Annotated in this window: 28 protein-coding genes and 1 pseudogene; 24 read left to right on the top strand and 5 right to left on the bottom strand. The window is 44.8% G+C overall.

The genetic code is table 11. The features are described 5' to 3' along the window. Window position 1 precedes the first annotated feature (1 nt). From PWYN_RS28865 to PWYN_RS23065, 7 genes are all read left to right on the top strand, one after another. Window positions 2-286 (top strand): DUF6171 family protein, encoded by a 285-nt coding sequence (locus PWYN_RS28865; protein ID WP_084146900.1) that lies wholly within the window; start codon window positions 2-4, stop codon window positions 284-286. 90 nt (window positions 287-376) lie between these two features. Next, on the top strand, window positions 377-2,191 hold the full coding sequence (locus tag PWYN_RS23090; protein ID WP_036659112.1) for a cache domain-containing sensor histidine kinase: 1,815 nt from the start codon (window positions 377-379) through the stop codon (window positions 2,189-2,191). Window positions 2,192-2,217: 26 nt separating this feature from the next. Continuing rightward, window positions 2,218-3,726, top strand: coding sequence for a response regulator (locus PWYN_RS28340; protein WP_052088322.1), 1,509 nt, complete (start codon window positions 2,218-2,220; stop codon window positions 3,724-3,726). Window positions 3,727-3,846: 120 nt separating this feature from the next. Next, window positions 3,847-5,151 (top strand): ABC transporter substrate-binding protein, encoded by a 1,305-nt coding sequence (locus PWYN_RS23080; protein ID WP_036656735.1) that lies wholly within the window; start codon window positions 3,847-3,849, stop codon window positions 5,149-5,151. Window positions 5,152-5,187: 36 nt separating this feature from the next. Further along, a complete protein-coding gene (locus PWYN_RS23075) occupies window positions 5,188-6,072 on the top strand; it encodes a carbohydrate ABC transporter permease (protein WP_036656732.1) in 885 nt (294 codons plus the stop codon). Beyond that, a complete protein-coding gene (locus tag PWYN_RS23070; protein ID WP_036656730.1) occupies window positions 6,069-6,893 on the top strand; it encodes a carbohydrate ABC transporter permease in 825 nt (274 codons plus the stop codon). The genes PWYN_RS23075 and PWYN_RS23070 overlap by 4 nt, the downstream gene beginning before the upstream one ends. Before the next feature lie 90 nt (window positions 6,894-6,983). Beyond that, window positions 6,984-7,367, top strand: coding sequence for a hypothetical protein (locus PWYN_RS23065; RefSeq protein WP_036656727.1), 384 nt, complete (start codon window positions 6,984-6,986; stop codon window positions 7,365-7,367). 177 nt (window positions 7,368-7,544) lie between these two features. Here PWYN_RS23065 and PWYN_RS28860 read toward each other — a convergent pair. The 4 genes and pseudogenes from PWYN_RS28860 to PWYN_RS23045 form a co-directional block, all read right to left on the bottom strand. Further along, a pseudogene (locus tag PWYN_RS28860) lies at window positions 7,545-7,703 on the bottom strand (transposase); the annotation flags it as partial. Window positions 7,704-8,199: 496 nt separating this feature from the next. After that, window positions 8,200-9,630 (bottom strand): hypothetical protein, encoded by a 1,431-nt coding sequence (locus tag PWYN_RS23055; RefSeq protein ID WP_157261247.1) that lies wholly within the window; start codon window positions 9,628-9,630, stop codon window positions 8,200-8,202. A gap of 175 nt (window positions 9,631-9,805) precedes the next feature. After that, window positions 9,806-10,513 carry an ABC transporter ATP-binding protein gene (locus PWYN_RS23050; RefSeq protein ID WP_036656723.1) on the bottom strand — a complete coding sequence of 236 codons (708 nt, stop codon included), beginning with the start codon at window positions 10,511-10,513 and terminating at the stop codon, window positions 9,806-9,808. A 180-nt stretch (window positions 10,514-10,693) separates the two neighbouring features. Then, window positions 10,694-11,251, bottom strand: a complete 558-nt coding sequence (locus PWYN_RS23045) for a beta-class carbonic anhydrase (RefSeq protein ID WP_036656721.1) — start codon at window positions 11,249-11,251, stop codon at window positions 10,694-10,696. Window positions 11,252-11,430: 179 nt separating this feature from the next. Here PWYN_RS23045 and PWYN_RS23040 point away from each other — a divergent pair, with 179 nt between their 5' ends. From PWYN_RS23040 to trmD, 8 genes are all read left to right on the top strand, one after another. Next, window positions 11,431-12,948, top strand: a complete 1,518-nt coding sequence (locus PWYN_RS23040) for a carboxypeptidase M32 (RefSeq protein ID WP_036656719.1) — start codon at window positions 11,431-11,433, stop codon at window positions 12,946-12,948. A 90-nt stretch (window positions 12,949-13,038) separates the two neighbouring features. Beyond that, complete coding sequence (trhA, locus tag PWYN_RS23035; protein WP_036656717.1) at window positions 13,039-13,686, top strand: PAQR family membrane homeostasis protein TrhA; 648 nt, start codon at window positions 13,039-13,041, stop codon at window positions 13,684-13,686. Between the two features lie 149 nt (window positions 13,687-13,835). Next, window positions 13,836-14,192 carry a putative DNA-binding protein gene (locus PWYN_RS23030; RefSeq protein WP_036656715.1) on the top strand — a complete coding sequence of 119 codons (357 nt, stop codon included), beginning with the start codon at window positions 13,836-13,838 and terminating at the stop codon, window positions 14,190-14,192. A 22-nt stretch (window positions 14,193-14,214) separates the two neighbouring features. After that, the gene (gene ffh / locus PWYN_RS23025; protein WP_036656713.1) at window positions 14,215-15,603 is read left to right on the top strand and encodes a signal recognition particle protein; all 1,389 of its coding nucleotides are present in this window, start codon (window positions 14,215-14,217) and stop codon (window positions 15,601-15,603) included. A 287-nt stretch (window positions 15,604-15,890) separates the two neighbouring features. Next, window positions 15,891-16,163 carry a 30S ribosomal protein S16 gene (gene rpsP / locus PWYN_RS23020; protein WP_036656710.1) on the top strand — a complete coding sequence of 91 codons (273 nt, stop codon included), beginning with the start codon at window positions 15,891-15,893 and terminating at the stop codon, window positions 16,161-16,163. A 22-nt stretch (window positions 16,164-16,185) separates the two neighbouring features. Continuing rightward, window positions 16,186-16,416: a KH domain-containing protein gene (locus PWYN_RS23015; protein ID WP_019910364.1), complete on the top strand. Its 231-nt coding sequence runs from the start codon at window positions 16,186-16,188 to the stop codon at window positions 16,414-16,416. 104 nt (window positions 16,417-16,520) lie between these two features. Beyond that, window positions 16,521-17,045 (top strand): ribosome maturation factor RimM, encoded by a 525-nt coding sequence (gene rimM / locus PWYN_RS23010; RefSeq protein ID WP_036656705.1) that lies wholly within the window; start codon window positions 16,521-16,523, stop codon window positions 17,043-17,045. After that, on the top strand, window positions 17,045-17,791 hold the full coding sequence (gene trmD, locus PWYN_RS23005; RefSeq protein WP_036659109.1) for a tRNA (guanosine(37)-N1)-methyltransferase TrmD: 747 nt from the start codon (window positions 17,045-17,047) through the stop codon (window positions 17,789-17,791). The genes rimM and trmD overlap by 1 nt, the downstream gene beginning before the upstream one ends. Before the next feature lie 887 nt (window positions 17,792-18,678). Here trmD and PWYN_RS23000 read toward each other — a convergent pair. Then, the gene (locus PWYN_RS23000) at window positions 18,679-19,620 is read right to left on the bottom strand and encodes a DUF4097 family beta strand repeat-containing protein (protein ID WP_036656703.1); all 942 of its coding nucleotides are present in this window, start codon (window positions 19,618-19,620) and stop codon (window positions 18,679-18,681) included. Window positions 19,621-19,885: 265 nt separating this feature from the next. Between PWYN_RS23000 and PWYN_RS22995 the strand changes: the two genes are divergently transcribed. The 9 genes from PWYN_RS22995 to PWYN_RS22955 all read left to right on the top strand — a co-directional run bounded on the left by PWYN_RS22995 (window position 19,886) and on the right by PWYN_RS22955 (window position 26,729). Further along, on the top strand, window positions 19,886-20,182 hold the full coding sequence (locus PWYN_RS22995) for a hypothetical protein (RefSeq protein WP_036656701.1): 297 nt from the start codon (window positions 19,886-19,888) through the stop codon (window positions 20,180-20,182). A gap of 155 nt (window positions 20,183-20,337) precedes the next feature. Beyond that, window positions 20,338-20,682: a 50S ribosomal protein L19 gene (gene rplS, locus PWYN_RS22990; RefSeq protein WP_036656698.1), complete on the top strand. Its 345-nt coding sequence runs from the start codon at window positions 20,338-20,340 to the stop codon at window positions 20,680-20,682. Window positions 20,683-20,879: 197 nt separating this feature from the next. Further along, window positions 20,880-21,500: a signal peptidase I gene (gene lepB, locus PWYN_RS22985; RefSeq protein WP_036656696.1), complete on the top strand. Its 621-nt coding sequence runs from the start codon at window positions 20,880-20,882 to the stop codon at window positions 21,498-21,500. 28 nt (window positions 21,501-21,528) lie between these two features. Then, window positions 21,529-22,389: a ribosome biogenesis GTPase YlqF gene (ylqF, locus tag PWYN_RS22980; RefSeq protein ID WP_036656693.1), complete on the top strand. Its 861-nt coding sequence runs from the start codon at window positions 21,529-21,531 to the stop codon at window positions 22,387-22,389. A 160-nt stretch (window positions 22,390-22,549) separates the two neighbouring features. Continuing rightward, window positions 22,550-23,221: a ribonuclease HII gene (locus tag PWYN_RS22975; protein ID WP_084146898.1), complete on the top strand. Its 672-nt coding sequence runs from the start codon at window positions 22,550-22,552 to the stop codon at window positions 23,219-23,221. A 116-nt stretch (window positions 23,222-23,337) separates the two neighbouring features. Next, window positions 23,338-25,500 carry a hypothetical protein gene (locus PWYN_RS22970; protein ID WP_036656691.1) on the top strand — a complete coding sequence of 721 codons (2,163 nt, stop codon included), beginning with the start codon at window positions 23,338-23,340 and terminating at the stop codon, window positions 25,498-25,500. Beyond that, window positions 25,497-25,799 carry an EscU/YscU/HrcU family type III secretion system export apparatus switch protein gene (locus PWYN_RS22965; RefSeq protein ID WP_036656689.1) on the top strand — a complete coding sequence of 101 codons (303 nt, stop codon included), beginning with the start codon at window positions 25,497-25,499 and terminating at the stop codon, window positions 25,797-25,799. Before PWYN_RS22970 ends, PWYN_RS22965 begins: the two co-directional genes overlap by 4 nt. Beyond that, window positions 25,796-26,182, top strand: coding sequence for a YraN family protein (locus PWYN_RS22960; protein WP_036656687.1), 387 nt, complete (start codon window positions 25,796-25,798; stop codon window positions 26,180-26,182). Before PWYN_RS22965 ends, PWYN_RS22960 begins: the two co-directional genes overlap by 4 nt. A gap of 145 nt (window positions 26,183-26,327) precedes the next feature. Beyond that, window positions 26,328-26,729, top strand: coding sequence for a hypothetical protein (locus PWYN_RS22955; RefSeq protein WP_205622785.1), 402 nt, complete (start codon window positions 26,328-26,330; stop codon window positions 26,727-26,729). Window positions 26,730-26,774: the final 45 nt, after the last annotated feature.

Here is a 26,774-nt window from a genome sequence, read left to right as displayed (position 1 = left end):
TATGAACAATAATCGGTCTTGCAAAGGATGTCGGGATGATTATCAAGTAACAGAAGTGCAAATCAACCGAGTTCTGTCTTCACCTATGTTCAACAACGCGGCGCATTCTGTTCCTGACGCGATCTACGAGGAACGATTACTCCATTGTAAGGAATGCCCTAAGCTGGTAGGCGGGTATACATGCTCTCTATGTGGATGTATCGTGCGAATCACCGCCAAGCTGAAAGAGAAATATTGTCCTCTGCCAGGTAATCCTATGTGGCGTCCCTATACAGAGAGTGAGTAAATATATTCCAGGCTGCCCCGTCTATGATTGGGCAGCCTGTTTTGTTAAACTATCAAAAACAAAAGTTCACTATAAAGGTAAGAAAGGATGATGTTTTTGATCAAAATAATCACGATCCTTAAACAAACCTTATTCCGCCGTACGATTACCCGAACCATCTTTCTTTCCTACCTTTTTATCAACATTCTCCTTGTTTTTCTACTGGGTTATTTCTCTATCCGGGATTCTACCGCCACCATCACAGACCAAGCTGCAGCCTCCAGTTACAAGGTAATGGAACAGGCTGCACAATTATTTAATTTTAATCTCGAAGAGGCTAAGCGGCCTTTAGTACCTTTAGCTGGACATTACTCGGTTATCGCGCTAATGAAATCCGGTTGGACACCAGGTGCCGACGAGCTTATTCAGCATGAGCGCAACATTGCCGATTTAGCTTACGGGATCACTGCCTATCAAAGCTTAATAAGTGACGTTCTTATCTTGGGGAAAAACGGATACGTGAATAACGTTGCCGGCCGTAATTTACTGCGTTGGGACTACCCGTTTACAGAGCAAACCTGGTTCCAGACAGCGGTAACCGAGAAGGCTGACAAAGGATTTAAGACACTGGGCCTTCATAAGCAAGATTATTTATCTTCCAGTAATGTGTATAGCTATAACCAATATACACTCTCTGTGGCTCTTCCGGTCAAAGCGTACAATGGTCAGACCATTGGGGCGGTCATAGCTAATCTGGATTTGGATAAGTTCAACGGATTGTTCGAATTAAGCGCCTACCAGGATAACGAAGATATTTTCATGATAGATGATAAACGGACGATTATCGTGAATAAGCATAGCGAAAGTATCGGCAACAAGTTAGATTTTCCCGGAATTGAGATTCTATCCGAACGACAGTCCGGCAGCTTGATTACTACTATTGCCGGGAAGGAACAGTTGGTTACCTACCATCCCACCTCAACGCCAAGTATACGAATGGTCTCCACCATCCCTATGTCGGAAATTCGTGCGCAATCGGATCAGCTGAGGAGTTATCTGGCGGGAATTATGTATTTATGTATCCTCTTTAATGTCCTCATATCCATTCTGATTACGGTTACGATCTCAAGACCCTTCAAAAGACTGCTGCTTACACTGGATACTATGGGGGAAGATGATCTTTACGTTGTCCCCAAAAACTATATATACCGGGAGCTCAATCTCATCGGCAAAAAATTCAAAGAGCTTGTCGCAAGAATTGAAGGATTGGTCAAGCAAAACTACCTATCGCAGATTTCGATGAAAGAGGCGGAATTGAAATCTCTTCAATCGCAAATTAACCCCCACTTTCTATTCAATACTCTTCAGGCACTTCAAACGGAAATTGTCTGCGGAAATACAGACGATTCCAACCGCTTGGTATTATCTTTGAGCAATCTGCTGCGGTATTCCATGAAGCAATCGCAAGAAACGGTAGAACTGGAACAAGAGCTCAACAATGTAAGGGACTATTTGTTCATTATGAACATCAAATATGATCATGCCATCGACATTCAATACGAGATTCCAGATCCGGCAGTATTGCGCAGCCGAACCGTGAAATTGATGCTTCAGCCGCTGGTGGAGAATGCCATACTTCATGGCTTCAAGGAGAATCCCCAGTCAGCCTGCATAAAGATTAGTGTGAAGTTTGTTCAACATGGGGTATGTGTTGCCATAACGGACAACGGAGCGGGGATTACGGAAGATTTTCGACAGAAGCTTGCAGAGCGATTGGAGCATTCTTCTACAGATTTATCGTCAGAGAGCATCGGGCTATACAATGTAAACCAGCGAATTAAGCTGAGGTTTGGTGATCCTTATGGCATAGGAATTGAGAGTGAACCCGGCTCTTACACCTGCGTTTATGTAATAGTCCCGGAATAACCGAAGCTAAGAATGGAGTGGATGTTATGAAGCTACTTATTGCAGATGATCAAATGTCGGTCCATAAGTATCTAGAGAAAACAATGGATTGGAAGGCTCTCGGAATTAAACAGATTAAACATGCTTACAACGGGGAAGAAGCAGCTAATCTTGTGGAGTCCTACCATCCCGATCTATTGATTATAGATATTCAAATGCCTTTGTTAAGCGGACTTGAAGCCCTGCAGCGTATTCAATCTTTGGACTGGAAGCCGAGAACCATTATATTGAGTGCGTATGATCAATTTGAATATGCCCGGGAAGCACTCCGTCTAAGAGTTTCTCAATATATCTTGAAGCCTATAGATTCAGAGCAGTTAAGGAAGGTTCTGGAGGAGCTGATCGAGGAGGCTCGTAAGGATATCCTATCATCCATCGAGAACGAATTGGACAAAGCAACGTATGCGGGAGTATTACCAGAGACTGCAGTAAAGATCATTCAGGAGGGATTTGAAAAGCTGGGCATTAGCTCTTACGCAGCCCTGGCGATTGATGGTCTTCCCTTCGATCATTTTTACGGGGAGCAGCAATCTTGGGAGAGGGAGGGCATCCATGTATGCAGTGTACGGACTTATAAACACCATAAGGAGCATGTGATTGTGGTGGGTCTGCACTCGGGAATTAAAGATGCCGAATTGTTGCAATGCACCAAAGGGAGTGTCATCCATTGGAAGGAACGGTATCCTATGGAGTCGATAAATATAGGGATAAGCGGAATCGAGTCTGATGCAGGATTGCTGCTGACCCGTATTGCCGAGTGCAGGGAAGCGGTACAGCACTCTTTTTTTGAAGCGGATGCTATCCATACTTATGCTGCGATTCGAAATCGCAATGAGGGTTCACTTGAACTTCTTCAGAGCAGGGAAAAGGCTTTTGAAGACAAGGTTAGGATGGGATTACCGATACCGGCATTGGAAAAGGACATTCGTGAATTATTTGAAATGCTCCGCTCTAAACGTCCAAAACCCGAATCCGTATATTTGATCTGCTATCGTTACCTGCTGCATTTGAATGAGATCTCTGCCCCTGGTGAAGAGTTACAGAATAAACTGCCTTCTATACAAGAATTGATGAACCTGTATCGTCAAGTAGATGAGCTGGAAAATTTATTGCAACAACGCCTTGCGCTGCTGTCCTCCTGTCAAGAGCTGCCGTTACCGAAACTTCTGGAAATGATCAGGGTCATCAAAGCTTACGTGGATATTCATTATGAGGAGGATCTATCTCTCCAACATGTGGCCGACCGGTTCGACATGGACAAGTATCAAATCAGCCGTACATTTAAGCAGGAATTTAATGAGAATTACTGGCAATATGTCACCCGGATCCGTATGGAGAAATCAGCCGAGCTACTGAGAGAAACGGATTTGAAGAACAATCAGATCGCTGAGCGTACCGGTTTTTTGGATGACAGTTATTTCAGCCGGGCGTTCAAGAAGCATTTTGGCATGTCTCCCAAAGACTATAGAAGTTCGCACAAGATAAACGGTTTATAAAAAAATCATGCAACAATTTACAAGAAATCATGCAACGATGTGAATTCATTCAACATCCATTCCGGGATATCATGTAGTTATGTAAGTGCTTACAAAAATGATTTGGGGGGCTTAGCCAGTATGAAAAAATCATATGGAATCGTTTTAGCTGTCATCTTGTGTTTGTCGGTTATGTTAACTGCATGTGGAGGGAACAACGGAAATGCCACGAATGCCGGAAATACAAATACTAGCGGCGATGTCGGAGGCTCCGGAAATTCAGGCAAGAAGGTAAAGCTTAGTATCTTGTCGTGGAACAATGAGAAAGAAATGGCTCCTTTGCTGGAAGGTTTCCAAGCAAAGTATCCTAATATATCCTTCGATTTCCAACATGCTCCGCCTGTTAAAGATTACATTTCCAAGCTGCAAACGATGCTGCTGTCCCATTCAGCTACCGATATCTTTATTATCGCTGCCGAGAACCGTAATGAGATTATTGACGGGGGTTATGCGATTGACTTAACCAATGAGCCGTTCATGGATGTGATGCTTGAGGGTAATAAACCGATGCTTAGTAAAAACGGAAAAACCTACGCTTTTACACAAACGGGCTGGGTCGGCGGGCTCTGGTACAACAAAGACTTGTTCGCGAAAGCCGGTATCACTACCTTTCCTGAGACGTGGGATGAGTTCATTGCAGCCTGCTTGACTCTAAAAGAAGCCGGTATCATTCCTTACTACGATAACGTAGGGGATGTGACGATGATACATGACGGATTATTCGCAAATACGACGCTTGCAAAGGACGCGGATATCGATGCCAAAATCTTTGAAGGAAAAGCTACCTTTGAACAATCCTGGACCGAAACCTTCAAGCTGTGGAAGTCGGGCCTAGTGGATAATAAAATTCTTACGGCTGACATGATTGGGCTGACGGCCGATCAAATCGTCAATGAATTTGCCGTAGGCAACGTAGCTATGATTACAGGCGGGCCATGGAATATTAACACTTTTAAAGAAGCAAATCCGGACCTCAAGTATGAAATGGCTCCAATTCCCGGACCGAATCCTGGCGGCAACTACTATGCAGGTGCTCCTGGTGTGGGCTTGGCCATTAACAGCAAGACCAAATATAAAGAAGAGGCACTTACGTTCTTGAGCTATTTGGCTTCTCCTGAAGGCTTAAAGAAGTTTGAAGAAGGAAGCGGTGCCTTCATTACAGCTAAAGGTTATGAAAGTACAGTAAGTCCTGAAATCGAGAAAGCTTATAAAGAAGGTCTCCTTCAAGGCAAGTTCTACTTACCGATGGTTTCCTGGCCGAGACATCAAGAAGCTCTGCGCAACCAATTCATGATCTCCTCACAAGATCTAATTGTAGGAAAAGGAACCCCTGAAGGGATTGCACAAGCATTGGATAAAAAGCTGGCCGAAATGGATAACAAATAAAACCTGCTGGAAGCTCCCGGAAGGAGGAGGGGCCACTTGCCCAAGTTTCTCAAGCAACTGCAATATCAGCTGTTCTTGATTCCGATTCTGCTATTCTATACCTTGTTCACGATCTATCCCTTAATCAAGTCGTTCATTTTCAGCTTGACTGATTTCAACGGTTATAATAAAAACTACAACTTTGTCGGGATGAGCAATTATTTAAAAATATTCAAAGACGATGCTATAGTATCCGGGATTAGCTATACGCTCTTATATGCAATCTCTAGTACGGTACTTATTACCTTAGTTGCGATACCGCTTGCTCTTATTCTGGATCAGAACTTCTTCACCAAAAATATTCACCGGGCGATATTCTTCTTCCCGTCCATCCCGAGTGGATTGTTGCTAGCGTATATTTGGGGATTTATATTGGCCCCTATCTCATCCGGTGTTCTGAATACCGTGCTTAGAGAAGTGTTTAATCTCGGTCCGCAGCCCTGGCTGTCAGACCCGAACTTAGCAAAATTAATGACGATCATTGTTGCAGCGTGGGCAGGTGCCGGGTGGCACGCCGTTCTCTATCTGGCTTTTCTGCAAGGCATCTCCAAAGACTACTATGAAGCTGCCTCCATAGACGGGGCAGGACGCTGGGGGCAAATCCGCCATATTACACTGCCGCTGCTTGCACCAGCTATGACAGTTAGTATAATGCTGCTGCTAACCGGGGGACTCAAGGTGTTCGAAATCCCTTTTGCTTTGACCAGAGGGGGACCGGGATTTGAGACCCATACCATCACTCAGGTAATTGTGCTCCGCGGGATCTCTGAGGTCCAATACGGCTTGGCATCTGCCATGTCCATCGTTTTCTTCCTAATTGTGCTTGTGATTACGTTCTTCCAAGTATCATGGATGCAAAAGCGGGAGGAACGTGTCCTATGATCCAATCCGCAAAAAGAAACTGGCTGCTGGATATCCTGATGCTTCCGATCGCCATCGTCACTTTCTTTCCTTTTTATCTAATTATTATTAACACGGTGAAAAGCCAAGCCGAGACCGCTCGGCATCCTATGGGATGGCCTAAGGTTTGGAATTTCTCGAATTATGTCAAAGTCTTTGAAGAAACACCGCTGCTGCGCAGCTTTGGTAACAGCTTAACCATTACTGTTTTCTCCGTCATGTTCATGGTATTGTTCGGGGCTATGGCGGCATATCCGGTCGTTTTCAATGCCAACAAAATGAATAAAATAATCACCACCTATTTGCTGGCAGGGTTTCTCATCCCGTTTCAAACGACACTGATTCCGTTATTTGAATTAATGACGGGCTTACATCTGGTCAATAAACTGTCAGGGCTAATTGTTCTTTACATGGGGGGAGCGGTGTTCGTATTCTTCCTGATGATGGGGTATATGAAGACGATTCCGAAGGAATTGCCGGAAGCTGCGGTCATTGACGGATGCAGCATCTGGGGGATTTTCTGGCGAATTATTTTGCCACTTCTTAAACCCATCACCGTGACCAGCATTATCTATCAGACGATGTGGATATGGAATGACTTCCTGGCACCCATGCTTTTCTTGAATTCATCCAATAAAGCAACACTGGTACTGCTGGTGTACAAAGCCAAAGGAGAGTTCTCCGTGAACTGGCCGATGTTCATGACCTTGACCGTAATTGTCCTTATCCCTATCTTTATTTTCTTTGTGGTCATGCAGAAACAAATTGTTAAAGGAATTGTAGGAGGGGCCGTCAAAGGTTAGAAAGATTACGACAAAGGTTGATTGGTATTCACCTAGGCATGGGCTTCTGCATAGAATGGAGCAAATCCATTTACGGAGGTCTCGATAAATATGTCGACATTAAACACCGGACAACAGTCCGTTATCTATCAGGCGGATCCTGCGGTAATCCAACACCTGCATGGTGTGAAGGAATCCTTGCATCAATCCTGCAAGCCTTACATGAACCACAATGTGAAGGTGCAGACGCTAGACGGTCAAATGCATGAAGGGGTTATCAGCGGGCTTGATAATAAGCACTTATACTTGAGTGTGACCGTCACACAGGAAACAGCCCGCGGGTTCTATAACCCTTATTACAAACCGTATCCGGGATATTACCCAGGTCAATATCCGGGTTATTATCCAGGATATCAATACCCTGGTTACGGCTATTACAATAACGTTATTTTACCGCTTGCTCTGTTCGATCTACTCGCCATCGCTTTGATTTAAAGTGTCACTAATCCATTAAGAAAAGGGCTTGTCCCAAAAGAAGATATTTTTCACGTATGAGGCAGCCTTTTGCACTTCAAAGCTATAAAAGCTAAAAAACTAGCCAGTCTCCGGGTTATTGGAGACTGGCTAGTTTTCGTTTTTGATCCGTATTGGCTTGCTTTAGCAGGTTATTTATCCTTCCTCGCTCCGCAGTAACTCCCTTGCCTGCTTTCGGTAACGTAAGGACTCCATGCTGACGGTGACTTCACGGTTTCCCGCGGCCTTTGTACAACTAGATTTCAGTGGACAGTCTTCACAACTTGCGCTTCGGTAATGACGTTTACGAATTTCATATGGCGGTTTCTAATTTCTCGCCGGTCAGTTCTGATCTTCCCGCTGCTCGTCAGTTTCAATGGCAGCAAAAAGGGTATACACTTTCTCCTGTAACGTTGGTCCATGGTATATTAAATGTATAAAGAAACCTCTCCTTTTGAAATGGTTGGTCGTACTTCCATTCTACCAAAGAGAGGTTTCTTTTTGCTTTTTTTGGAATAGATTTTGGAATGGTTTCCGCTGAAAGTAGCGGAGAGGACGGAACGATTGCGGAAAAGCGGTAGCGGTCGCCCGAAAGTTTTCCGAAGGAAAACTAGCTTCGAAAGCATAAGCTGTCTCCGGATTTTTACCGCTAAGGAAAATAAATAAAATCTGGAGAGCACAGCGATTGGAGCAACGGTCCGTTCGCGGAGCGTCCTCACAAGCATAACCGTCTATCCGACTCCCAAAATGAGGGGTGTCCCAAGTAGCCATCCCATGGCTTATGGGACACCCCTTTTTTCATGGAGAGGGTTGTTTATTTAATACGGAAGGTCCTGGGTGAAAGTTTGTACACCAGTATCAGAGCGGCAGTTATATACACCATAGTAGCGATAAGAACAACAACTGCGAAATAAGCAGGAGTGCTTTGAAATTGAAAACAAATAATGCAGATACCATATACGATGCCATTGACGATGCGGAAAAAGGGGTTTTTCATATTAAACTCTGTACTGTAAGGTTGAAAAATATAGTACATAAATAAATGATGAACGGAGAAGAAGAGGGAGAGAAAAATAATCGATAATAAAAAGCTGAACGCATCCATCATTGGCCAGTGGACCCCTGAGAAAAGAATCAATGCACTGACAGCAATACAGATTGCTGCGGAGGGAATGAGATTTAGCCCGGCTATTTTCATAAATCTAATTTTGAAATTTTGCAGGATAGTCTCTTGATCCCGATAAAATCCATAGCGTAATAGACTGATATCACAATTGTAAAACATCGCTTTACATACTCGTTCCCCGATAGATGTGAAATACATGATAAATACTAAGATAGGCAGCCCATCAACTAATTGGGAAGCAAGAGTGAATGAGGCCTCGGGAAATATCAGCATGCTTGCAAAGCCGGCGGCAGTGAGAACAGCGATAACATATAGCCTTCTTATGACGGGTTGGATTAAAAAGCGTCTATGTCTGTCAAAAAAGATGGCATTCAGGTATGCATAACCTGTTTTGTCGCTATATCTATCAATGGCTGAATATGTGGAAGAGCTATCGGATTCTTTGATGCTAACCTCGGCCTGCTTTGCAGTAGATATCATTTTTCCCATGTCAAGCAGCGGTTCATCTATCTTGGTTACGGCATCTACCGCCCTGCGGTAGTCAGGGTATTTTGCAATATAAAATACCGCAATTACTCCTAAGGTTAGAATTGCAAAAGAAATAGGAAGGTTGAAGATGACCCTACTAATAGCAAATGGATTGCCTACCGCAAGGGGAATATAAGCTGCCAAAGTGCCTGCAAGGATGGCTGACCAAACAAGAGTATACTTTTTCCACAGTATTATGTCCGTCTTATCAAATATCCAGAGAGTTAGGGCCTCACCGATTAATCGCCAAGCAGTCATTAAAAGTGTGAACAGAATTGCTTGCCCCGTTGATGCCCCGAAGATGGAGAAAAATACAATGACCGCTGGCAGAAAATAAACAAAAAAATGGACAAATTTAAAGCCAAGAGTAGCTTGTGTATATCTGGTTGGAGAAATCCTTAGCAGCTTTACACAGATATATTTATCTCGTTTAGCTTCTAAAATTACGGAATTTGAGATTGGAGCGATTACAAAACTTAACAGTACAAAGATATAAAGAAATAGTTCAAGCTGTTCAGTTACCTGGAGATCTTTTTTATAATAAAAGACGGGTAAGTATATTAGGGCGCCTATGTACAAGAATTTGTTCAACAATCCCCATATCACACTAAATATCATTACAACAATGGCTAGGCTTCTTTTGAAAGAAATATTGCCGTATAGGCTGTCATCGAGCCGCTTCCCAATAATCGGAGTTCGTTTGAAATAGAAAATCAGACGGTTGGTGGTTGAGGAAACCCGGATATTCAGAATACTATTAAGCGTACTAATCATAATTCTCATCCTTTAATAAGGTTATGATCTTCTCTTCAAATTCAGGGCTATGCAGAGTACTGGAGGGAATCTCCTCAAGTTGTCCGTTACTCAGCACAACGAGCTCATCGCATAGATCGGTAGCAAGCTGCAGGATATGTGTTGAGAAAATAATGATATGATCTTCCTTCATGTCACGCAGTAGTTTTTTGATCTCCAAGGCTACCACAACGTCAAACGAAGTTAACGGTTCATCTAGCAAGATTAATGGAGGCCGGGTAATGATGACACAGAGCATTTGGATCTTGTTCTTCATTCCGTGAGAGTAGCTTTTGATCAACCGGTGCCGATCCGTCTGACCAATCTTGATGAGGTCAAAATAGGTCTCGATAGCGGTGCTCGGCATTACTTTCTCCTTATTAATATCCATAAAAAACTTTACAAACTCATAACCCGTTAAAAATTCCGGTAAAATGGGGAGGGAATACACATAGCCGATATCCTCATCCTGGAGTTGTCTTTTAACCTCATGAATACTAAGAAAAGCGCCTCCGTTATCGGGTTTGATCTCACCGCTTAGACAGTTGAACAGTGAAGTCTTCCCTGCGCCGTTGCGTCCTAGTAAACCATAGATTTTTCCTTTTTCAAAGGTATAATTAATTCCCTGAAGCACTTTTTTGTCTCCAAAACTTTTGTGGATATTCTCTAATTCCAACTTCATTGCAATCACCTCTATCCATACTTATTCATGCTTTTGTGTACCCAGAGTAAATACGTAAATGGATAAAGTTGGTTTCGCCTTTAAAATAATCCAAACCACTCTATAGATGTATAGCAAAAAAAATGCGTGGACAGAGTCCACGCAAACAGCAGTTGAGAGTTGTCAATAAGCGTTACGAGACTAGTACCCTTCAGTGACAAGATCAAGCGCTCCGGTAGCCGGATCGATAATCATGCCGTGTACAGGTATGCCCGGTGGAAGTAATGGATGTTGTTTTATTAGCTCCACAGTTTGAATTACCCCGTCTTCCACGTTGTCAAACCCGCGCAGCCATTTCGTCAGCTTAATTCCTGAGTTTTCCAGGGTAGCCAATACTTGTTCTGAAACACCGCGATCCTTGATGGAGTTAATCATCTTGTCAGCGTTCAAGGAGGCCATACCGCACTCATAATGGCCCACGACGATCACTTCTTCTGCATCCAGCTCATACAAAGCAACCATTACACTGCGCATAACGCTGCCAAAAGGCTGGGAAATAACGGCTCCGGCATTTTTAATGATTTTGACGTCACCGTTCTTGAAATTCATAGCCTTTGGCAGAAGTTCTACCAAACGGGTATCCATACAGGTAATTATGAGGATTTTTTTATCTGGAAAACGACTGGTCAGGTAGGATTCATATTCTTTTTTCTCTACAAATTCCTGATTAAACTCCATGATTTTAGACAATTGACTCATACTGTATTTCCCCCTCCACATTTCTTCGACAGTGCTTACCTTACATACAGGTGCTTGATTTAAGGATGAATTTTCGAAGTATTTCAAATTAAAAATGAATACCTTGAAGTTGATTATACGTATTTAAAAAAGTATCATCAAGTGGAGATAAGTAAAACAGAGAAAGTGGGTGTCCCGAAATGGAACAACACGTAACGGAAGAGTGGGAGAAATTTAGCGCACTATTATCCAAAATCAGCGGATATAATGAGGCGATTGGTCTGCTGCATTGGGATTTGCGTACAGGTGCGCCGCGTAAGGGAGCCGAAGTTCGGTCCAGAACAGTAGGAATGCTGAGTGGAGAATCCTTCAGGCTGGAAACCTCGGCGGAAATGGGACGTTTTACAGAGTTTTTCAGCCGCCCGGCTATTATGAATCAATTGACCGATATCCAGAATAAAATCGTAAAGGATTGCCGTAAGGAGTACGAACGCAGCAAAAGCATCCCTCCTGAAAGATACGAGGAATACGCTGTGCTGGCCGCTCACACGGAGACGATGTGGGAAGCGGCGAAGGAAAATAATGATTTTGCCTCCTTTGAGCCTTTTTTAAGCAAGATTGTCGATTTCAAGAAAGAGTTTATTGATTATTGGGGTGTAAAAGAAACACGTTATGATACGTTGTTGGATATGTACGAGCCTGATCTTACAGTGAAAAAAGTAGATGAAGTGTTCAGCCGCCTGCGCAGCCGTCTTGTTCCTTTAGTGGAAGCGATCGCGGCATCTCCCAATAAACCGGACACAGAGTTTTTAAATCGTATATTTGAAAAGGATCAGCAGGAGAAATTCGGCCTGTTTATTCTGGAGCAGATGGGCTATGACTTTGATGCAGGGCGGCTGGACGAGAGTGTGCATCCGTTCGCCACTGGACTCAATCCTGGAGATGTCCGTATCACTACGAATTATTTACTAGATAACGTGACCAGCGCAGTATTTAGTTCTCTTCACGAAGGCGGACACGCGCTCTATGAGCAAAATATCAACAAAGAGCTCGTGGGAACACCTTTGGCTCAAGGAGCATCCATGGGTATTCACGAATCGCAGTCTAGACTTTGGGAGAATATGATTGGTCGCAGCCTTCCCTTCTGGCAGCGTTATTTCAACGATCTGCAGCAGCATTTCCCTGCCCAACTTGTTAATGTTGAAGTTGAAGATTTCTACCGCGCTATTAACAACGTATCGAATTCCTTTATTCGAATTGAAGCAGATGAGCTCACCTATAATTTGCACATTATTATTCGGTACGAGATCGAGAAGCTGATTTTTAATGAGGGACTTGATGTAAAAGACCTTCCTGCAGTGTGGAATGCGAAGTATCAAGAATATCTGGGAATTACACCGCCTACAGATAGCTTAGGTGTGCTGCAGGATGTACATTGGTCAGGTGGAGATTTCGGATATTTCGCCTCCTATTCACTCGGGAATATGTATGCCGCTCAAATGTTGAATACTCTCCGCAAGGAGCTTCCGGAGTTTGACGAGTGGATTGCAGCGGGGAACCTGCTTCCGATCAAAGAATGGCTTACAGACAAAATCTATCAGTACGGGCAAAGCCTGACGCCTTCACAAATCATTGAACAAGTGACCGGAGAGCCGTTGAACCCCGATTATCTGGCTGATTACTTGGAAAAGAAGTACACCGAACTGTATAAATTGTAGTTAGAGGCTCCCGGGTGGTCTTTCGGTGCAGTGGAAGGGCACCCGTGGAACGTCTATAATAGTAGAAAATGATTCACGAAAGGATTTGGCATGGCGAATACTCATACTTACAGCCGCAAGGAAGAAGTGGCAAATGCGGTAACCCATGGTATCGGAGCCGTATTAAGCGTCGCTGCACTTGTGATTTTAATTGTTTTTGCAAGCTTGAAGGGAACGGTCTGGCATGTGGTCAGCTTTTCCATTTACGGCACGACGATGATGCTTCTCTATTTCAATTCCACATTGGTGCATAGTTTGAATGAAGGTAAGGCAAAGGATTTTTTTGAATTTCTAGATCATTCTTCAATCTACCTATACATTGCCGGTTCGTATACACCTTTCTTACTTGTTGCGCTCCGTGGAACATTGGGCTGGAGTTTGTTTGGCATCATTTGGGGGATTGCCATCTTTGGAGTTTTATTTAAAGCCTATTTCGTTAAAAAATTCCTATTTATGTCCACCGTCTTTTACATCGTTATGGGCTGGCTAATCGTTATTGCCTGGAATCCACTTTCTGCTGTAGTCGCACCAGAAGGCATGACGCTGCTGATGGCAGGCGGGATTCTTTATACACTGGGTACGATCTTTTATGTATGGAGAGGCTTCCCATACCACCATGCGATCTGGCATCTATTTGTGCTTGGCGGAAGTACCATACACTTCTTGGCCGTCTTCATTTATTTGCTGCCAATCCATTGATATAGGCCTAATTTCTGATAAAAATTATGGAATTAAGACAAAGAAAAAGATGACAAGCAAAAAGGCTTGACATCTTTCTTTGTTTTAGGTATTATAAGGGACGTTGTAGTGCTGTAAAGTGTTTTGCCTTGACGAAGGGAGTGCCCTTAATGAGTCAGGATAACAAGCTTGATAAAACAAACCGAATTAACTTGCTTTTTGCTTTCTACGAACGGCTGTTAACAGATAAGCAGCAGACGTTCCTTAAATATTACTTTCATGATGACTTCTCCTTGGGAGAAATTGCCGCTGAATTTGAAATTAGCCGTCAAGCTGTATATGAGCATATCAAACGGGCGGAGCAAGTGTTGGAGAACTACGAGGACAAGCTCGGTTTACTTAGTAAACATGAGAGTCGTAGTCACTATATAGATGAACTGCGCAGATTGCCGGAAATCGGACTGCTGTCAGAAGAATATAATATACGTTTCACAGAAATAATAGACCGTTTACAGAGCTTGGATTAATGAAGAAGGGAGGCGGCAGAATATGGCGTTTGAAGGTTTAAGCGGAAGACTACAGAGTGTGTTCAGCAAACTACGCGGCAAAGGAAAAGTTTCTGAGGATGATGTTAACGAAGCTATGCGCGAAGTTAGGCTGGCCTTGCTGGAAGCAGACGTTAACTTCAAGGTAGTGAAGGATTTCGTATCCAAGGTGAAGGAGAAATCCATCGGCAAGGAAGTGATGGATAGCTTTACTCCCGGCATGGTCATTATCGATATCGTTAATAAAGAATTAACGGAACTGATGGGTGGCAGCCAAGCAAAGCTGGCGAAGTCAAACAAGCCGCCGACTGTTATTATGATGGCGGGTCTGCAGGGCGCCGGTAAGACGACAACCTCTGCTAAGCTTGCGAAGCTCTTGCAGAAAGGGAATCATCGGCCATTGCTTGTGGCAGGAGATATTTATCGTCCTGCTGCGATCAAGCAGCTGGAGGTTCTAGGAGAGCAGATTAAGGTTCCGGTATTCTCACTGGGGGATAAGACTAGTCCGGTAGAAATCGCCAAACAAGGTCTACAGTATGCGAAGGACAATAACTTAGATTATGTGATTATCGATACTGCAGGTCGACTGCATATAGATGAAGATCTCATGGAAGAACTCAAGCAGATTCACGCTGTAGTGAACCCTGATGAAGTCTTGCTGGTTGTGGATGCCATGACCGGTCAAGATGCTGTAAATGTGGCCGACAGCTTTAACAAACAGCTTGCCCTTACGGGTGTGGTATTAACCAAGCTGGATGGTGACACTCGAGGCGGTGCTGCTCTATCTGTTAAAGCCGTTACCGGCTGTCCGATCAAATTCGCTGCTCTTGGCGAGAAGATCGACGCTTTGGAGCCGTTCCATCCGGAACGTATGGCATCCCGGATCTTGGGTATGGGCGACATGCTGTCGCTGATCGAGAAAGCCCAGTTCAACATTGATGCTGACAAAGCCAAGGAAATGGAACGTAAGATGCGTAATGCGGAATTTACGTTCGATGATTTCTTGGAGCAGATGGATCAAGTGAAGAAGCTTGGACCTATCGACCAGATTCTTGACATGCTGCCTGGCATGAACAAAGCTAAGGGCATGAAGGATTTGAAGGTGGATGACAAGCAAATGGGACGCGTAGAGGCCATTGTGCATTCCATGACTAAGGCTGAGAAAACTCAGCCTGAGATCATCAATCACAACCGCCGTAAGCGTATTGCAACAGGCAGCGGTACTTCAGTTGCTGAAGTTAACCGACTCATCAAGCAGTTTGATGAGATGCGCAAGATGATGAAGCAGTTCTCCGGCATGATGGGCGGCGGAGGCGGCGGTAAAGGTGCCAAGAACGCCATGAAGCAGCTCAAAGGCATGGGCGGCAAAGGTATGAAGTTCCCTTTCCGTTGATCTTTTGAACTTGATTTTAATCAGTTGATCGGTTTCCCGATAATCCATAGTACAACATAGGATTAATCTTTATCTTTATTCCTTATGTTTTCTAGATACCGCAAGCGTAAAGCGTGTCCCGCCAGGGACGTAAGCGATCATACACCCAAACGTCCTAAGTACCGCCATACTGAACTCTATCGCCAATACGTTTTTGGTGCGGGTGTCCAGAGGGTGCAACCCTTGGGGCCCTCCCTTGGAAGGGAGGGTTTGGGTGGGATCGAAACTATTTTAAGGAGGTGAATTTCGTGGCAGTACGTATTCGTTTGAAACGCATGGGTGCACATAAAGCGCCATTTTATCGTGTAGTGGTTTCTGATTCCCGGTCCCCTCGTGACGGTCGTTTTATCGAGGAAATTGGTTATTATAATCCGATTGAACAACCGGCAGTAGTTAAGATCGATGAAGAGAAAGCTCTTAAATGGCTTCAAACAGGTGCACAAGCATCTGATACCGTTCGCAACTTGCTTTCCAAAGCAGGCGTGATGAAGAAGTTCCATGAGCTTAGACAACAGAAATAATGACTGAATGCGAGGGTCCCCTATGGAAGAATTAGTTGGAGTTATTGCTAAGGCTTTAGTGGATCATCCAGAAGATGTGACCGTACGGACCGTTGAGAAGGATCACCTGATTGTATATGAACTGTCCGTACATCCTGATGATGTTGGAAAGGTCATCGGCAAGCAGGGCCGGATCGCCAAAGCGCTTCGTACCGTAGTTACATCAGCAGCAGTCAAAAGCGATAAACGTGTAACTGTAGATATTTTATCTTAAGTAGATCGCACAATGAGGGGCTCGGGATAGTATATCCCAGCCCCTTTTTGTTCTATTATATAGAGTAAGAAGGATTAATGAACGTTGCTAAAGGAGAGGTTCACATGACGGAAGATTTATTAACCGTAGGCAGACTGGCAAATACACACGGTATTCGCGGAGAAGTAAAAATATTGTCCTATTCTGATTTTCCCGATGTACGTTTTGCACCCGGCAAAAAGCTGTTGGTGGTTCCGGAGAACGGAAGTTCTTTTGAAGTAATAGTGGAATCCGCACGCGAACATAAAGGGATGTTTATTACCAAGCTTAAAGGATATACCGATATCAACCAGGTGGAGAAGTATAAAGGCAGCCTGTTAAAGGTGCCAAGCAGTGATTTGGTGGAGCTGTCAGATAACGAGTATTACTTCCACCAGATTATTGGGTGTGCGGTTTATACAGACGAGCCAGGCGCAGAGCCGTTGGGTTTGATCACTGAGATTTTGACACCGGGAGCCAATCATGTGTGGGTTGTCAAACCTTCTAAAGGGGCTGATATCCTTATTCCTGTTATTGATGAGGTCGTACTCGATGTAGATGTACAAGAACGGCGTGTAACGATTCATCCCATGGAAGGGCTGCTGTCATGATAAGAATTGATGTGCTGACGCTGTTTCCTGAAATGTGTGAAGGCGTTTTTGGCACAAGTATTCTTGGCAAAGCCCGTGATAAAGGCATTGTATCGTTGAATGCTGTCAATTTTCGTGATTTTTCCGGCAATAAACATAATACGGTAGATGACACTCCCTATGGCGGAGGCGGAGGGATGGTTCTAAAGCCGGATCCGATTTTTGCGGCGGTGGAGCACCTGTTGTCCCCTTTACCGGCTGAAGAGGTTAAACCGCGTATTATCCTGATGTGTCCTCAAGGCAAGACTTATACTCAGAAAATAGCCGAGGAGCTGGCTCAAGAGCAGCACCTAATCTTTATTTGCGGGCATTATGAGGGGTATGACGAGCGAATTCGCGAGCATCTGGTAACAGACGAACTTTCCATTGGCGATTATGTACTTACCGGTGGCGAGCTCCCGGCTATGACCGTTATTGATTCCATTGTCCGTCTTCAGCCTGGAGCGTTAGGCAATGAGACGTCTGCAGTGTCTGATTCGTTCAGCACGGGACTGCTCGAATATCCGCATTATACGCGCCCAGCGGAGTTTCGTGGCTGGAAGGTGCCGGATATGCTGCTAAGCGGACATCATGCCAATATCGATGTGTGGCGGCGTGAGCAGGCGCTGCAGCGCACCTTAGAACGGCGACCTGATCTGTTGGAGACAGCAGAACTGACCCCGAAGGATAAACAGATTCTGGAGCGGTTAAAAGGCAGTAGATCCTAATACGTAGATCGAATACGTAGTTCCAAATACGTAAATCCAAATACTATTTTTATAGGTTAAAACCTGAAGCACTTTATTGACGTGATCTCACGTTAGTAAAGTGTTTTTTTTTATGTTCAGAAACGCGAAAAAATATTTTTGAGATTTGTCATCAAAATAAATATCCGTGCATATACTGATAAAGTGTGTTAGAGAGCTGATTTATGGGTAATATGTAATGCAGCCGATTAACACATGCAGCTATGTTGCATTTTACTAACGAAAGGAATGAACTAGAGTGACTACGAAAACGCGCGAAGAATTCAAGCAGGACGTTGACGCTGTCCAAAAAGAAGCGGAGCAGCTCCGCACGGTGAGTGATATTATCGATTTTTACAAAAATCGGAAATCGTAAAATTCCAAAGAGAAATGAACATTCAGAGGAATAACCACATAGGATGAGAAATAAACCATTAAGGTCAGGTGAACTGCATGTTCGCTGCCCTAATGGTTTATTTTGTTGTAGGCATTTATATTTATAATCTGTAAAGTGACTCGAATCGACTGTTGTGAGGTAATATCACGAAATCAAATGTAAAAGTGCAATTGAAACGGCAGGTATGAGGGGATATCACGAAATCATAGGTAAAAAAGGCAATGAAAAAGACCGTCCGAAGACGGTCTCTCTACTCGGGGCGCTATTTAAAGCTTGTAAGGCCTTGATCCGTATCCCGCGCCACCAACGTGAATATTACTGAATGTTGGTTCGAGTAAGGGATACGTTCAACATGTCATGCTTGATGTGAACGCACCTCCTTTCCTTGTAGGGAGAGTATAGCACAGCCCAATTGAAATATCCATAAAATTTTAAAGAAAATTATCGATCTAATAAAAATAGTTTCATAGTCTTAATTATTAATCGTTATCGCACCGATGGAGGAGGCTAATGAGATTAAGGGTCCGCCGCCATTGATCTCACTTTTACCGTCTTCCGCCCCTTTTATAACTCCAAGTTCACTCTCAATTTCAAGGCTGCATTGAAGTGATTTTGCTAGAGATGCGGATATGCTGCCAATATCTGTTTTGACTTTGAGGCTGCTCTTAGCCTTCATATCGGCAATATCCAGATGAATACTTCCGGTATTAGATTCTACTGTAGATTTTCCATTAAACGTTGCTCCTGATATTTTTACGGCGCCTACATTGCTGACAATGTGGTAGGTTCCTTGCAGATCATGAAGTTGTACCTCACCCACATTATTAGTGATTTTGTACATATCTACGCTCTCGGGAACTTCTATACTATAATCTATACTGAAATTGGAGTAGTCGAATTTATCTTGGGCCCAAGTCCACAAATCCTTTTTCAAATTGTTCTTTACATGTGTCGAAGCGGTTATTTTGTCTCCATTCAACTGGATGGAGACTTCTGCATGGTCCATGATCTCCTGGCGGTCAGCCTCATGATTGGAATTGTTGTCGAACCAGATCGTAGTATTCACAATGATCTGATTACCTGATGCAGGCTTTACCTCTATCGTTCCAACCGGATTATTGATGCTCAGAACCGTTGAGGAGCCGACCTCCTTAGCTACAGATAACTTTTTGCTGATTCCCTTGGTTATGATGTGCTCAGATAATTTAATTGCAGAATCCTCTACCGTCTGCTCCAGGCTAGCTGCCGCTTCGCCTAGATCCTGCTGAAGTGCAGCCCCAAGATCGAGACGAACCTCGTTTTCTCCAATAAGTTCCAGATTGGTGTCCGCTTTACCGGGGAGCTGTGTACAACCCGCCAGCAGTACCATAGATAACACAACTGCCGCAAGTATCGGCTTATAATTTTGTCTCATTCAATAAATCCTCCTTATTATAGGGTCATTCTTTGATGTTGGTTGTTATGTAATATGATTTTGTGCTTATATCAGTATATAAGATGGAAATTTATTGTAAAAGGGGCTGTAGGAGGAATTATATACTGGACTTTAGACTAGGATTCTTTGGGGAATACAATACAATATTTAACGGAGAAATAAATGAGTATCAAAATAGTATGTTCCTCTAAAAAAAATTATCTTATAATAGATAATATAGTTCAAATGCCGTAAGAGAGAAGGTATGGCAAAAATGCGATATGCCGTTATTATGATCCTATTGCTAGTAGTATTGGCATTCATTTATTTTCTTAATCGCCGAACAAGAGACCAGAAAGCGGATCAGCGTACCTCCAAAAGTAATGTTATATCCATGGACAGGCATCGCAATACTAAGAAAATAAGCGGGGAACAGCCCTGCTCTTCCTGTAAAAAGAAAAATGGAAAGCTAATCTTCTACGCTCAGGACAATGGAACAGTGGTCGGATTATGTAAGGACTGCCGTACAAAGGCGAAGAAGCAAGATATGTTACCAATATAGTAGATAAATATAATAATATAAGTTGAAATAAATATTCCATTATGGTATTATTATTTTTGTTGTGTGGAATACGGTGGTCCTCTGCGGATAATGATGGAGAGCTAAGTTCTCTCTGGAAGAGGCATGAACACCTGTACGGAAGGAGGAAGTCATAAATGAATATCCTACAAGCTATTACGCAAGAGCAACTTCGCAAAGATCTCCCTAATTTTCGTCCGGGTGACACTTTGAAAGTACATGTAAAAGTTATCGAGGGAACTCGTGAGCGTATCCAGTTGTTCGAAGGCGTTGTAATCAAACGTCGCGGCGGTGGAATCGGTGAGACTTTTACAGTTCGTAAAATCTCTTACGGTGTTGGTGTGGAAAGAACTTTCCCATTCAACTCGCCTAAAATCGAAAAAATCGAAGTGGCTCGTCGTGGTAAAGTTCGTCGTGCGAAACTTTACTATCTTCGTGAACTACGCGGTAAAGCAGCAAGAATTAAAGAAATCCGTCGCTAGTATAGTGACAAAAGGAAGGGGCTTGATTTCAAGTCCCTTTCGTTTTATCAAAATACAAGGAATTACTGTTCATAATAGAGCGCTGGGGAATGGCTTCTCCAAAAAGACCTCCTGAAGGAGTATCTGTGGAGGGATTTTTGGTGGGAGTTTTTTTGTGTTTGAATAGTAATGTCAGTAAAAGGAGAGGATGGTGAACTATGCAGCAGGATTTGCCGCAGGGACCAGGGGAGACTGGAGAGTCTAGTCAGCAGCTTCCTCCCAAGCAGAAAAATGAAGTATTGGAATGGTTGAAGGCTATTGCGATTGCTTTAGTGCTTGTTGTTCTGATTCGCTGGCTTTTGTTCAAACCGTTTATTGTAGACGGGCCTTCCATGAAGCCTAATTTCCATACCGGAGAGCGGGTAATTGTGAACGAGATTTTATACGATATTAGATCTCCTAAAAAGGGTGAGGTTATCGTATTCCATGTGCCGTCAGAGGGCAGGGATTTCATTAAGCGTGTAATTGGTGTAGCTGGAGATAAGGTGAAAGTAGAAGGGGATGTCGTTACAGTTAACGGTGAACCGGTGAACGAAACTTATATCCAAGGTGTGATCGATGATGCGCATAAAAATAATTCTTTGTATAATGATAAGAACTTCCCTAACGAAAAATTCACGGACGGCACTGTGCCCGAAGGTCATATATTCGTAATGGGCGATAACCGCTCCGATAGTACAGACAGCCGGATGATCGGCTATGTACCTTTGGGTGATATAGTGGGACGGGCAGATTTAATATTCTGGCCTGTGAAAGATATTGAATTGATTAACCATTAATGTATAGAAGTCAAAGGAGGTGACGGCAATGGCCATACAATGGTTTCCTGGTCATATGACGAAGGCTAGACGGCAAATCGAGGCTAAGCTGAAGCTGATTGACGTTGCAATAGAACTGCTCGATTCACGTCTTCCTCTTTCCAGTCGCAATCCGATGATTGATGATATTTTGCGGGACAAGCCAAGGCTTATTATTCTGAACAAAGCCGATTTAGCGGATCCGGAAGCAACACGGAAGTGGTTGGCATACTTTAAGGCAGAAGGACATGTCGCACATCCTGTAGATGCTTCTACTGGAACGGGTATTAAAGAAATTCCGGAGCAGGTCAAGCTACTGCTAAAGGAAAAGATCGATCGGCAAATTGCCAGAGGTATGAACCCGAGGCCTTCCCGTGCACTTATCGTCGGTATCCCTAACGTAGGGAAGTCTACATTGATCAACAAAATGGCCGGAAGGCACATTGCTGCGGTCGGTGACCGCCCAGGTGTAACCAAAGGTCAACAATGGATCAAGACGGGTGGGAATTTGGAACTGCTGGATACCCCGGGTATTCTGTGGCCGAAGTTCGAGGATCAAGAGGTAGGTTACCGTCTGGCGGCAACGGGTGCCATCAAAGAGGAAATCCTCAATATTGAGGAAATTGCTTTTTATGCAGTGAAGTATCTGGTTAAGGATTACGGGTCCAGATTTAAAGAGCGTTTTGGAATTGAGAAGCTTCCTGAAGATTTGGGAAATCCGGATGAGATCGTAGCTGTTTTGGAAGCGATAGGTCGGAAACGTGGTTGTCTGATCAGTGGGGGACGGGTAGATCTTGAGAAAGCCTCCCGAACACTTTTACATGAGCTACGTGAAGGTAAGCTTGGCCGTTTTACGCTGGAGACTCCATAAACCAGCGCTACATAGAACGGATTATAACGTTGTAAATGGATGGAAGAGCCAGCCGATTGTCGGTTGGCTCTTTTTATTTTTGCGTGCCCCAAAGTCACTTTTTGAACAATTTAACAAGACTAAAGAGGGATGCCCCCATAAGCATTCGTATGGTAAGCTGATGTGTAAGCGTTTTGGAGAAATTATAATTGGCGGTGAAGGTAAAGTGAGTACTGTTGATATGCTGTTATATGAAAAAGAGTGCTGGGAGCAGTCTTTTCGCCACATTGCTGGTGTAGATGAAGTCGGTCGGGGTTGTTTATTCGGTGATGTTGTGGCGGCGGCTGTTATTTTACCGGAGGGACTTATTATTGAAGGAGTAGACGATTCCAAAAAGTTGACTGCCAAGAAAAGAGATGCCTTATTTGAAATTATTATGGAGCAAGCTCTGGCAGTTGGCGTGGGGCATGTGGATTCTCGAGTAATCGATGAGATAAATATAAAACAGGCTTCCCGTTTGGCTATGAAAAAAGCAATTGAGGGCTTAAATCAGATGCCGGATTATATGCTGGTTGACGCCGAGAAGGTAGATTTGCCTCTCCCGCAGCGGGCTATTATTAAAGGGGATGCGAACAGCCAGTCGATTGCTGCTGCATCTATTGTGGCCAAAGTAACGAGAGACAGACTCTGTGAAGGCTTGTGGCATGAATGGTATCCGGATTACGGAATTGCGATACATAAGGGGTATGCGACCAAATTGCATAGGGAACAAATTACGACGCTAGGGGCGACACCGATGCATAGGCGCAGTTTTCTCGGGCGAATAATGGCTGAACAGCAGACCCTTTTTTAGAATGAAACAAATGAGAGGCATAAGCCGATATAAATACTAAAACATTAAAGATTAAAGATAAAAAGATAAAAGCTGGTAGATAGAAAGTTAGTTATGAATAGAAGGGAGGGTGCAGAATGAACATTGGATCCATGATTCGTGGACTTCTCGGAGACAGCAAGGTGACGGAACCGAAGTCTTTAGAGCTTAAGGAAGGGCAGATTGTGCGAGGTGTCGTTCTTAGTGTGTCAGAGTCGGGTAAAGAAGCGGTTGTCCAGATCCAAGGCACCCCGGTTCGTGCGGAGCTGGAAACACCGCTGAAGGTAGGGCAAACGATGAATCTTCAGGTGTCTCCTCCCGGTGAGGGCGGGCTTCCCGTATTAAAGGCCGTATCCATGGGTGAAGCTGCTTTGGTCTCTCCGCAAAGTATGGGCGAAGCGTTGGAAACCTTGGGTCTATCGGATGCTAAAGCAGGCCGTGAAATTGTACAGGCGATGCAGTCCGGAGGAGTTCCTCTTACCAAGGAAACTGCAGAGATGCTGAAGGCAGTCATGAATGCCAAGCCTGCGGGAGTTCCGACAGAACAGTGGCTCGAAGCCGCAGTTATCTCCGTTAAAAGAGGGTTGCCAGTTACAGCTGAGAGTGTAAAGGGATTGCAGCAAGCTGTCTTTGGTCCGCAGCTTCATCAGCTGATAGCCAATTTGGAGGAGCAGTTGAATGTATGGGTAGGACAAAAGAAAGGAGGCGGAGAAGGAGCAACATTAACAGGTGTTCCTATTCCTTCTTCAGAGGCCGAGATTACAAATAGTATGCCGAAAGCCTCAAGCACAGGGGAAACAGTATCGCAAACAACAACTGACGATGGAGTCTCGGACTCAAGGACAGGGAAGATACCACTGAACAGCTTGGAGAAAGGGATTCCATCATCCAAAGGAACGGGAGCTGTCCCAACTGGAAACGTTGATGTGAGTCAATCTCTGGACGTAACGGATGAGGCCACGAACGGAGGGCGGAATCTATCTAGCGGGGTTCGTGCTGGAGCGGGTGAAGTCGTAGTTACTTCTGGGAATGGGTTTCCTCAAGCCCCGAATGGGTCTCCAGTAGGGGGGGCTTTAGGAACCTTAGCAGGGAATAGTCCGGCGAGTCTACTGCAGGATATGGACGGTATACCCGGTGCAGAAAAAGGCAATGTGAGTTCAGCCAGTAATCTCCCTGAAGGTAAAGGTGCTGAGAGGGCTGGTAATGCAACTATAGCGGTTAAAACTGCTGGAGATACAGGTGGTTCTTCCGGAGCAGTGAAAGATCCGACCAATGGAGTTAATACAGTGACCGCTGGCAACGGTACAGCGGTTATGGAGGGTGCTGGCAATCGTACAGCACCATCCGCCCCTGCCCTGCTCGCGAAGCTGCAGGGCGTGCTTACGGAGCTGCGCGGCACCCTGCCGCAGCTCGCCGCAGTCCCGCCCGCTGCCGCGGCGGGACAAGAACCGGCCCCCGCAGCGAGTGCGCCGCGCGGGGGGGACAGCCCTGCAGCCGCTGCGCAGCCGCTGCAGGGCGCACCCGCTCCCGCCCACGACACAGAGTCGTGGGTGGGGCGGGTGCTGAAGCTGCTCGGTGCGGAGCACGAGCAGCAGGCCGTACGCGGCGGCGCAGCCATCGCCGCAGAGGCACGTCCCGCGGCGGCTGGTATCGCCGCGGATGGGCGTTCAGCATCGGTGTTACCGGCGCTGAACGCTTCTGTCGGCGAAGTGGAGAACGCCGACACACTGAAGGGCGTGCTGCTGCAAGTGCTGGGCAGCAGCGAGGTTCCGCCGGCGCTCAAGGAAGCCGCCAGTCAATTGGTGCAGCATATGACCGGTCAGCAGCTGCTGCTGAACACGGATCGGACGGCACCTTTTGCTCAGGTGACCCTGTTCTTGCCCCTACAAGGGCCAAACGGGGAAGAGACTGCATCCGTCCATATTCAATCCAGACGGGGACGGAAGGGTGAACTGGATGCGGCCAATTGCCGATTATGGTTCGATCTGGACATGAAACGTCTGGGTCAGACTCTTGTTGACGTTCAGGTGGTGGATCGTATCGTAAGCTTGAAGCTTCATAATAATGAACCTTGGGTTCTAGAGCTGCTGGAGAACCGGCGGGATGAGATCAAAGCAGCGGTAGAATCCATCGGTTACCAGCTGTCAGGACTCAAAACAGAGCCGCTTCCCGTTCTGAAAGGAACCGATTCGGATAAAAATCTGGGGAAGCTTACCGATTTTGTTCCCGATTCTTATAAAGGGGTGGATTATCGGATATGAATGAGCATCCCGATCAAGTTTCACAAAGACTCAAAAAAGCAGTTGCTCTCAAATACACTCCCGGCCAAAGTGAAGCTCCAATGGTGGTAGCCAAGGGCCAAGGAGCTGTGGCAGATATCATATTACAGAAGGCCAAAGAGAATGGGGTTGCTGTTCAGGAGGATGCCGCATTGGTAGAGGTGTTGTCGAAGCTAGATCTTGACCAGCAAATACCGGCCGAGCTTTATCAACTGGTAGCCGAGGTACTGAGCTTTGTCTATCAAAGTGACCGGTCAGCGGGGGCGCGGAAGTTGAAATGAACAATCTGACTCCTGGAGCGAAATATAACCGCAAACAGAAGGGTTTCGCTGCTGAAGAAGCAGCTGCTCAATATCTGTCTTCCTTAGGTTATGAAATTATTGAACGGAATTGGAGATGCCGCAGTGGTGAGATTGACATTATTGCCTGGGAACGGGGTCGTCTTACTTTTGTGGAGGTACGCAGCCGCAGTAATAGAACTTTACAAGGGAGTCCGGAAGAATCCGTTAATGTCCGCAAAATACAACAAGTACGCAGCGTAGCGGAAGTTTATTTGTATATGAAACGCCATCCGGAGGGTCCTCTTTCTTTCGATGTGATCAGCGTAATATTGAACAGCGATTTAAGTGTTGCCTCACTATACCATATCAAAGAAGCCTTTTAGACTGTAATTTGTATGCATTTGGTAAAATCTCAACAATTATTATGAAAAAGATCAATCGGGCCGCTTCAAATGGGTCATTTCTAAAAAGAAATGGGTAAACAGTTAGTGTGCTTTTTTCAAAGCCAAGTAAAGGAGGGCTGTCCGAGTGAACGATGAACCCTTTAAAATTCAAGTGAGTTTTGCATGTCAGCATTGTGAACGGAAAATCGAAGTGGTATTCAGCGGGGAGCCTGTGTCCGTTGTATGCTGCCCGGATTGCCGTAAAACATTTACCGTCATGCGGCCAACGATAGCCGAAGAAATACTGATTGATTGGGAAAATGAAGCCCTGTTCCAAAAAATTCGTGCGGATCAGACGCAGACCAATAATAGCAGTTTAACGGCACTGGTTATACAAGTGGTGGAACTCTTAACCTGGCGAGATAAAGGCGATGGACAGGTTGAGGCCATCAGAGCTATGCGTGAATGGCTACTTGAGAATGAATCGGTATCCTCAATAGCAGAACTCATCCATGTTGCTGATAAACGACGTCGATTCCGCAAATGATAGGTAAGGAAGTGAACACCCTGAATAAGCTCCGAGCTTCCCCAG

The sequence above is a fragment of the Paenibacillus wynnii genome (assembly GCF_000757885.1).
Taxonomy (GTDB): Bacteria; Bacillota; Bacilli; order Paenibacillales; family Paenibacillaceae; genus Paenibacillus_AQ; species Paenibacillus_AQ wynnii.
The sequence above is the reverse complement of the archived record's forward strand: the minus strand, read 5'-3'. Positions and strand labels throughout refer to the sequence as shown.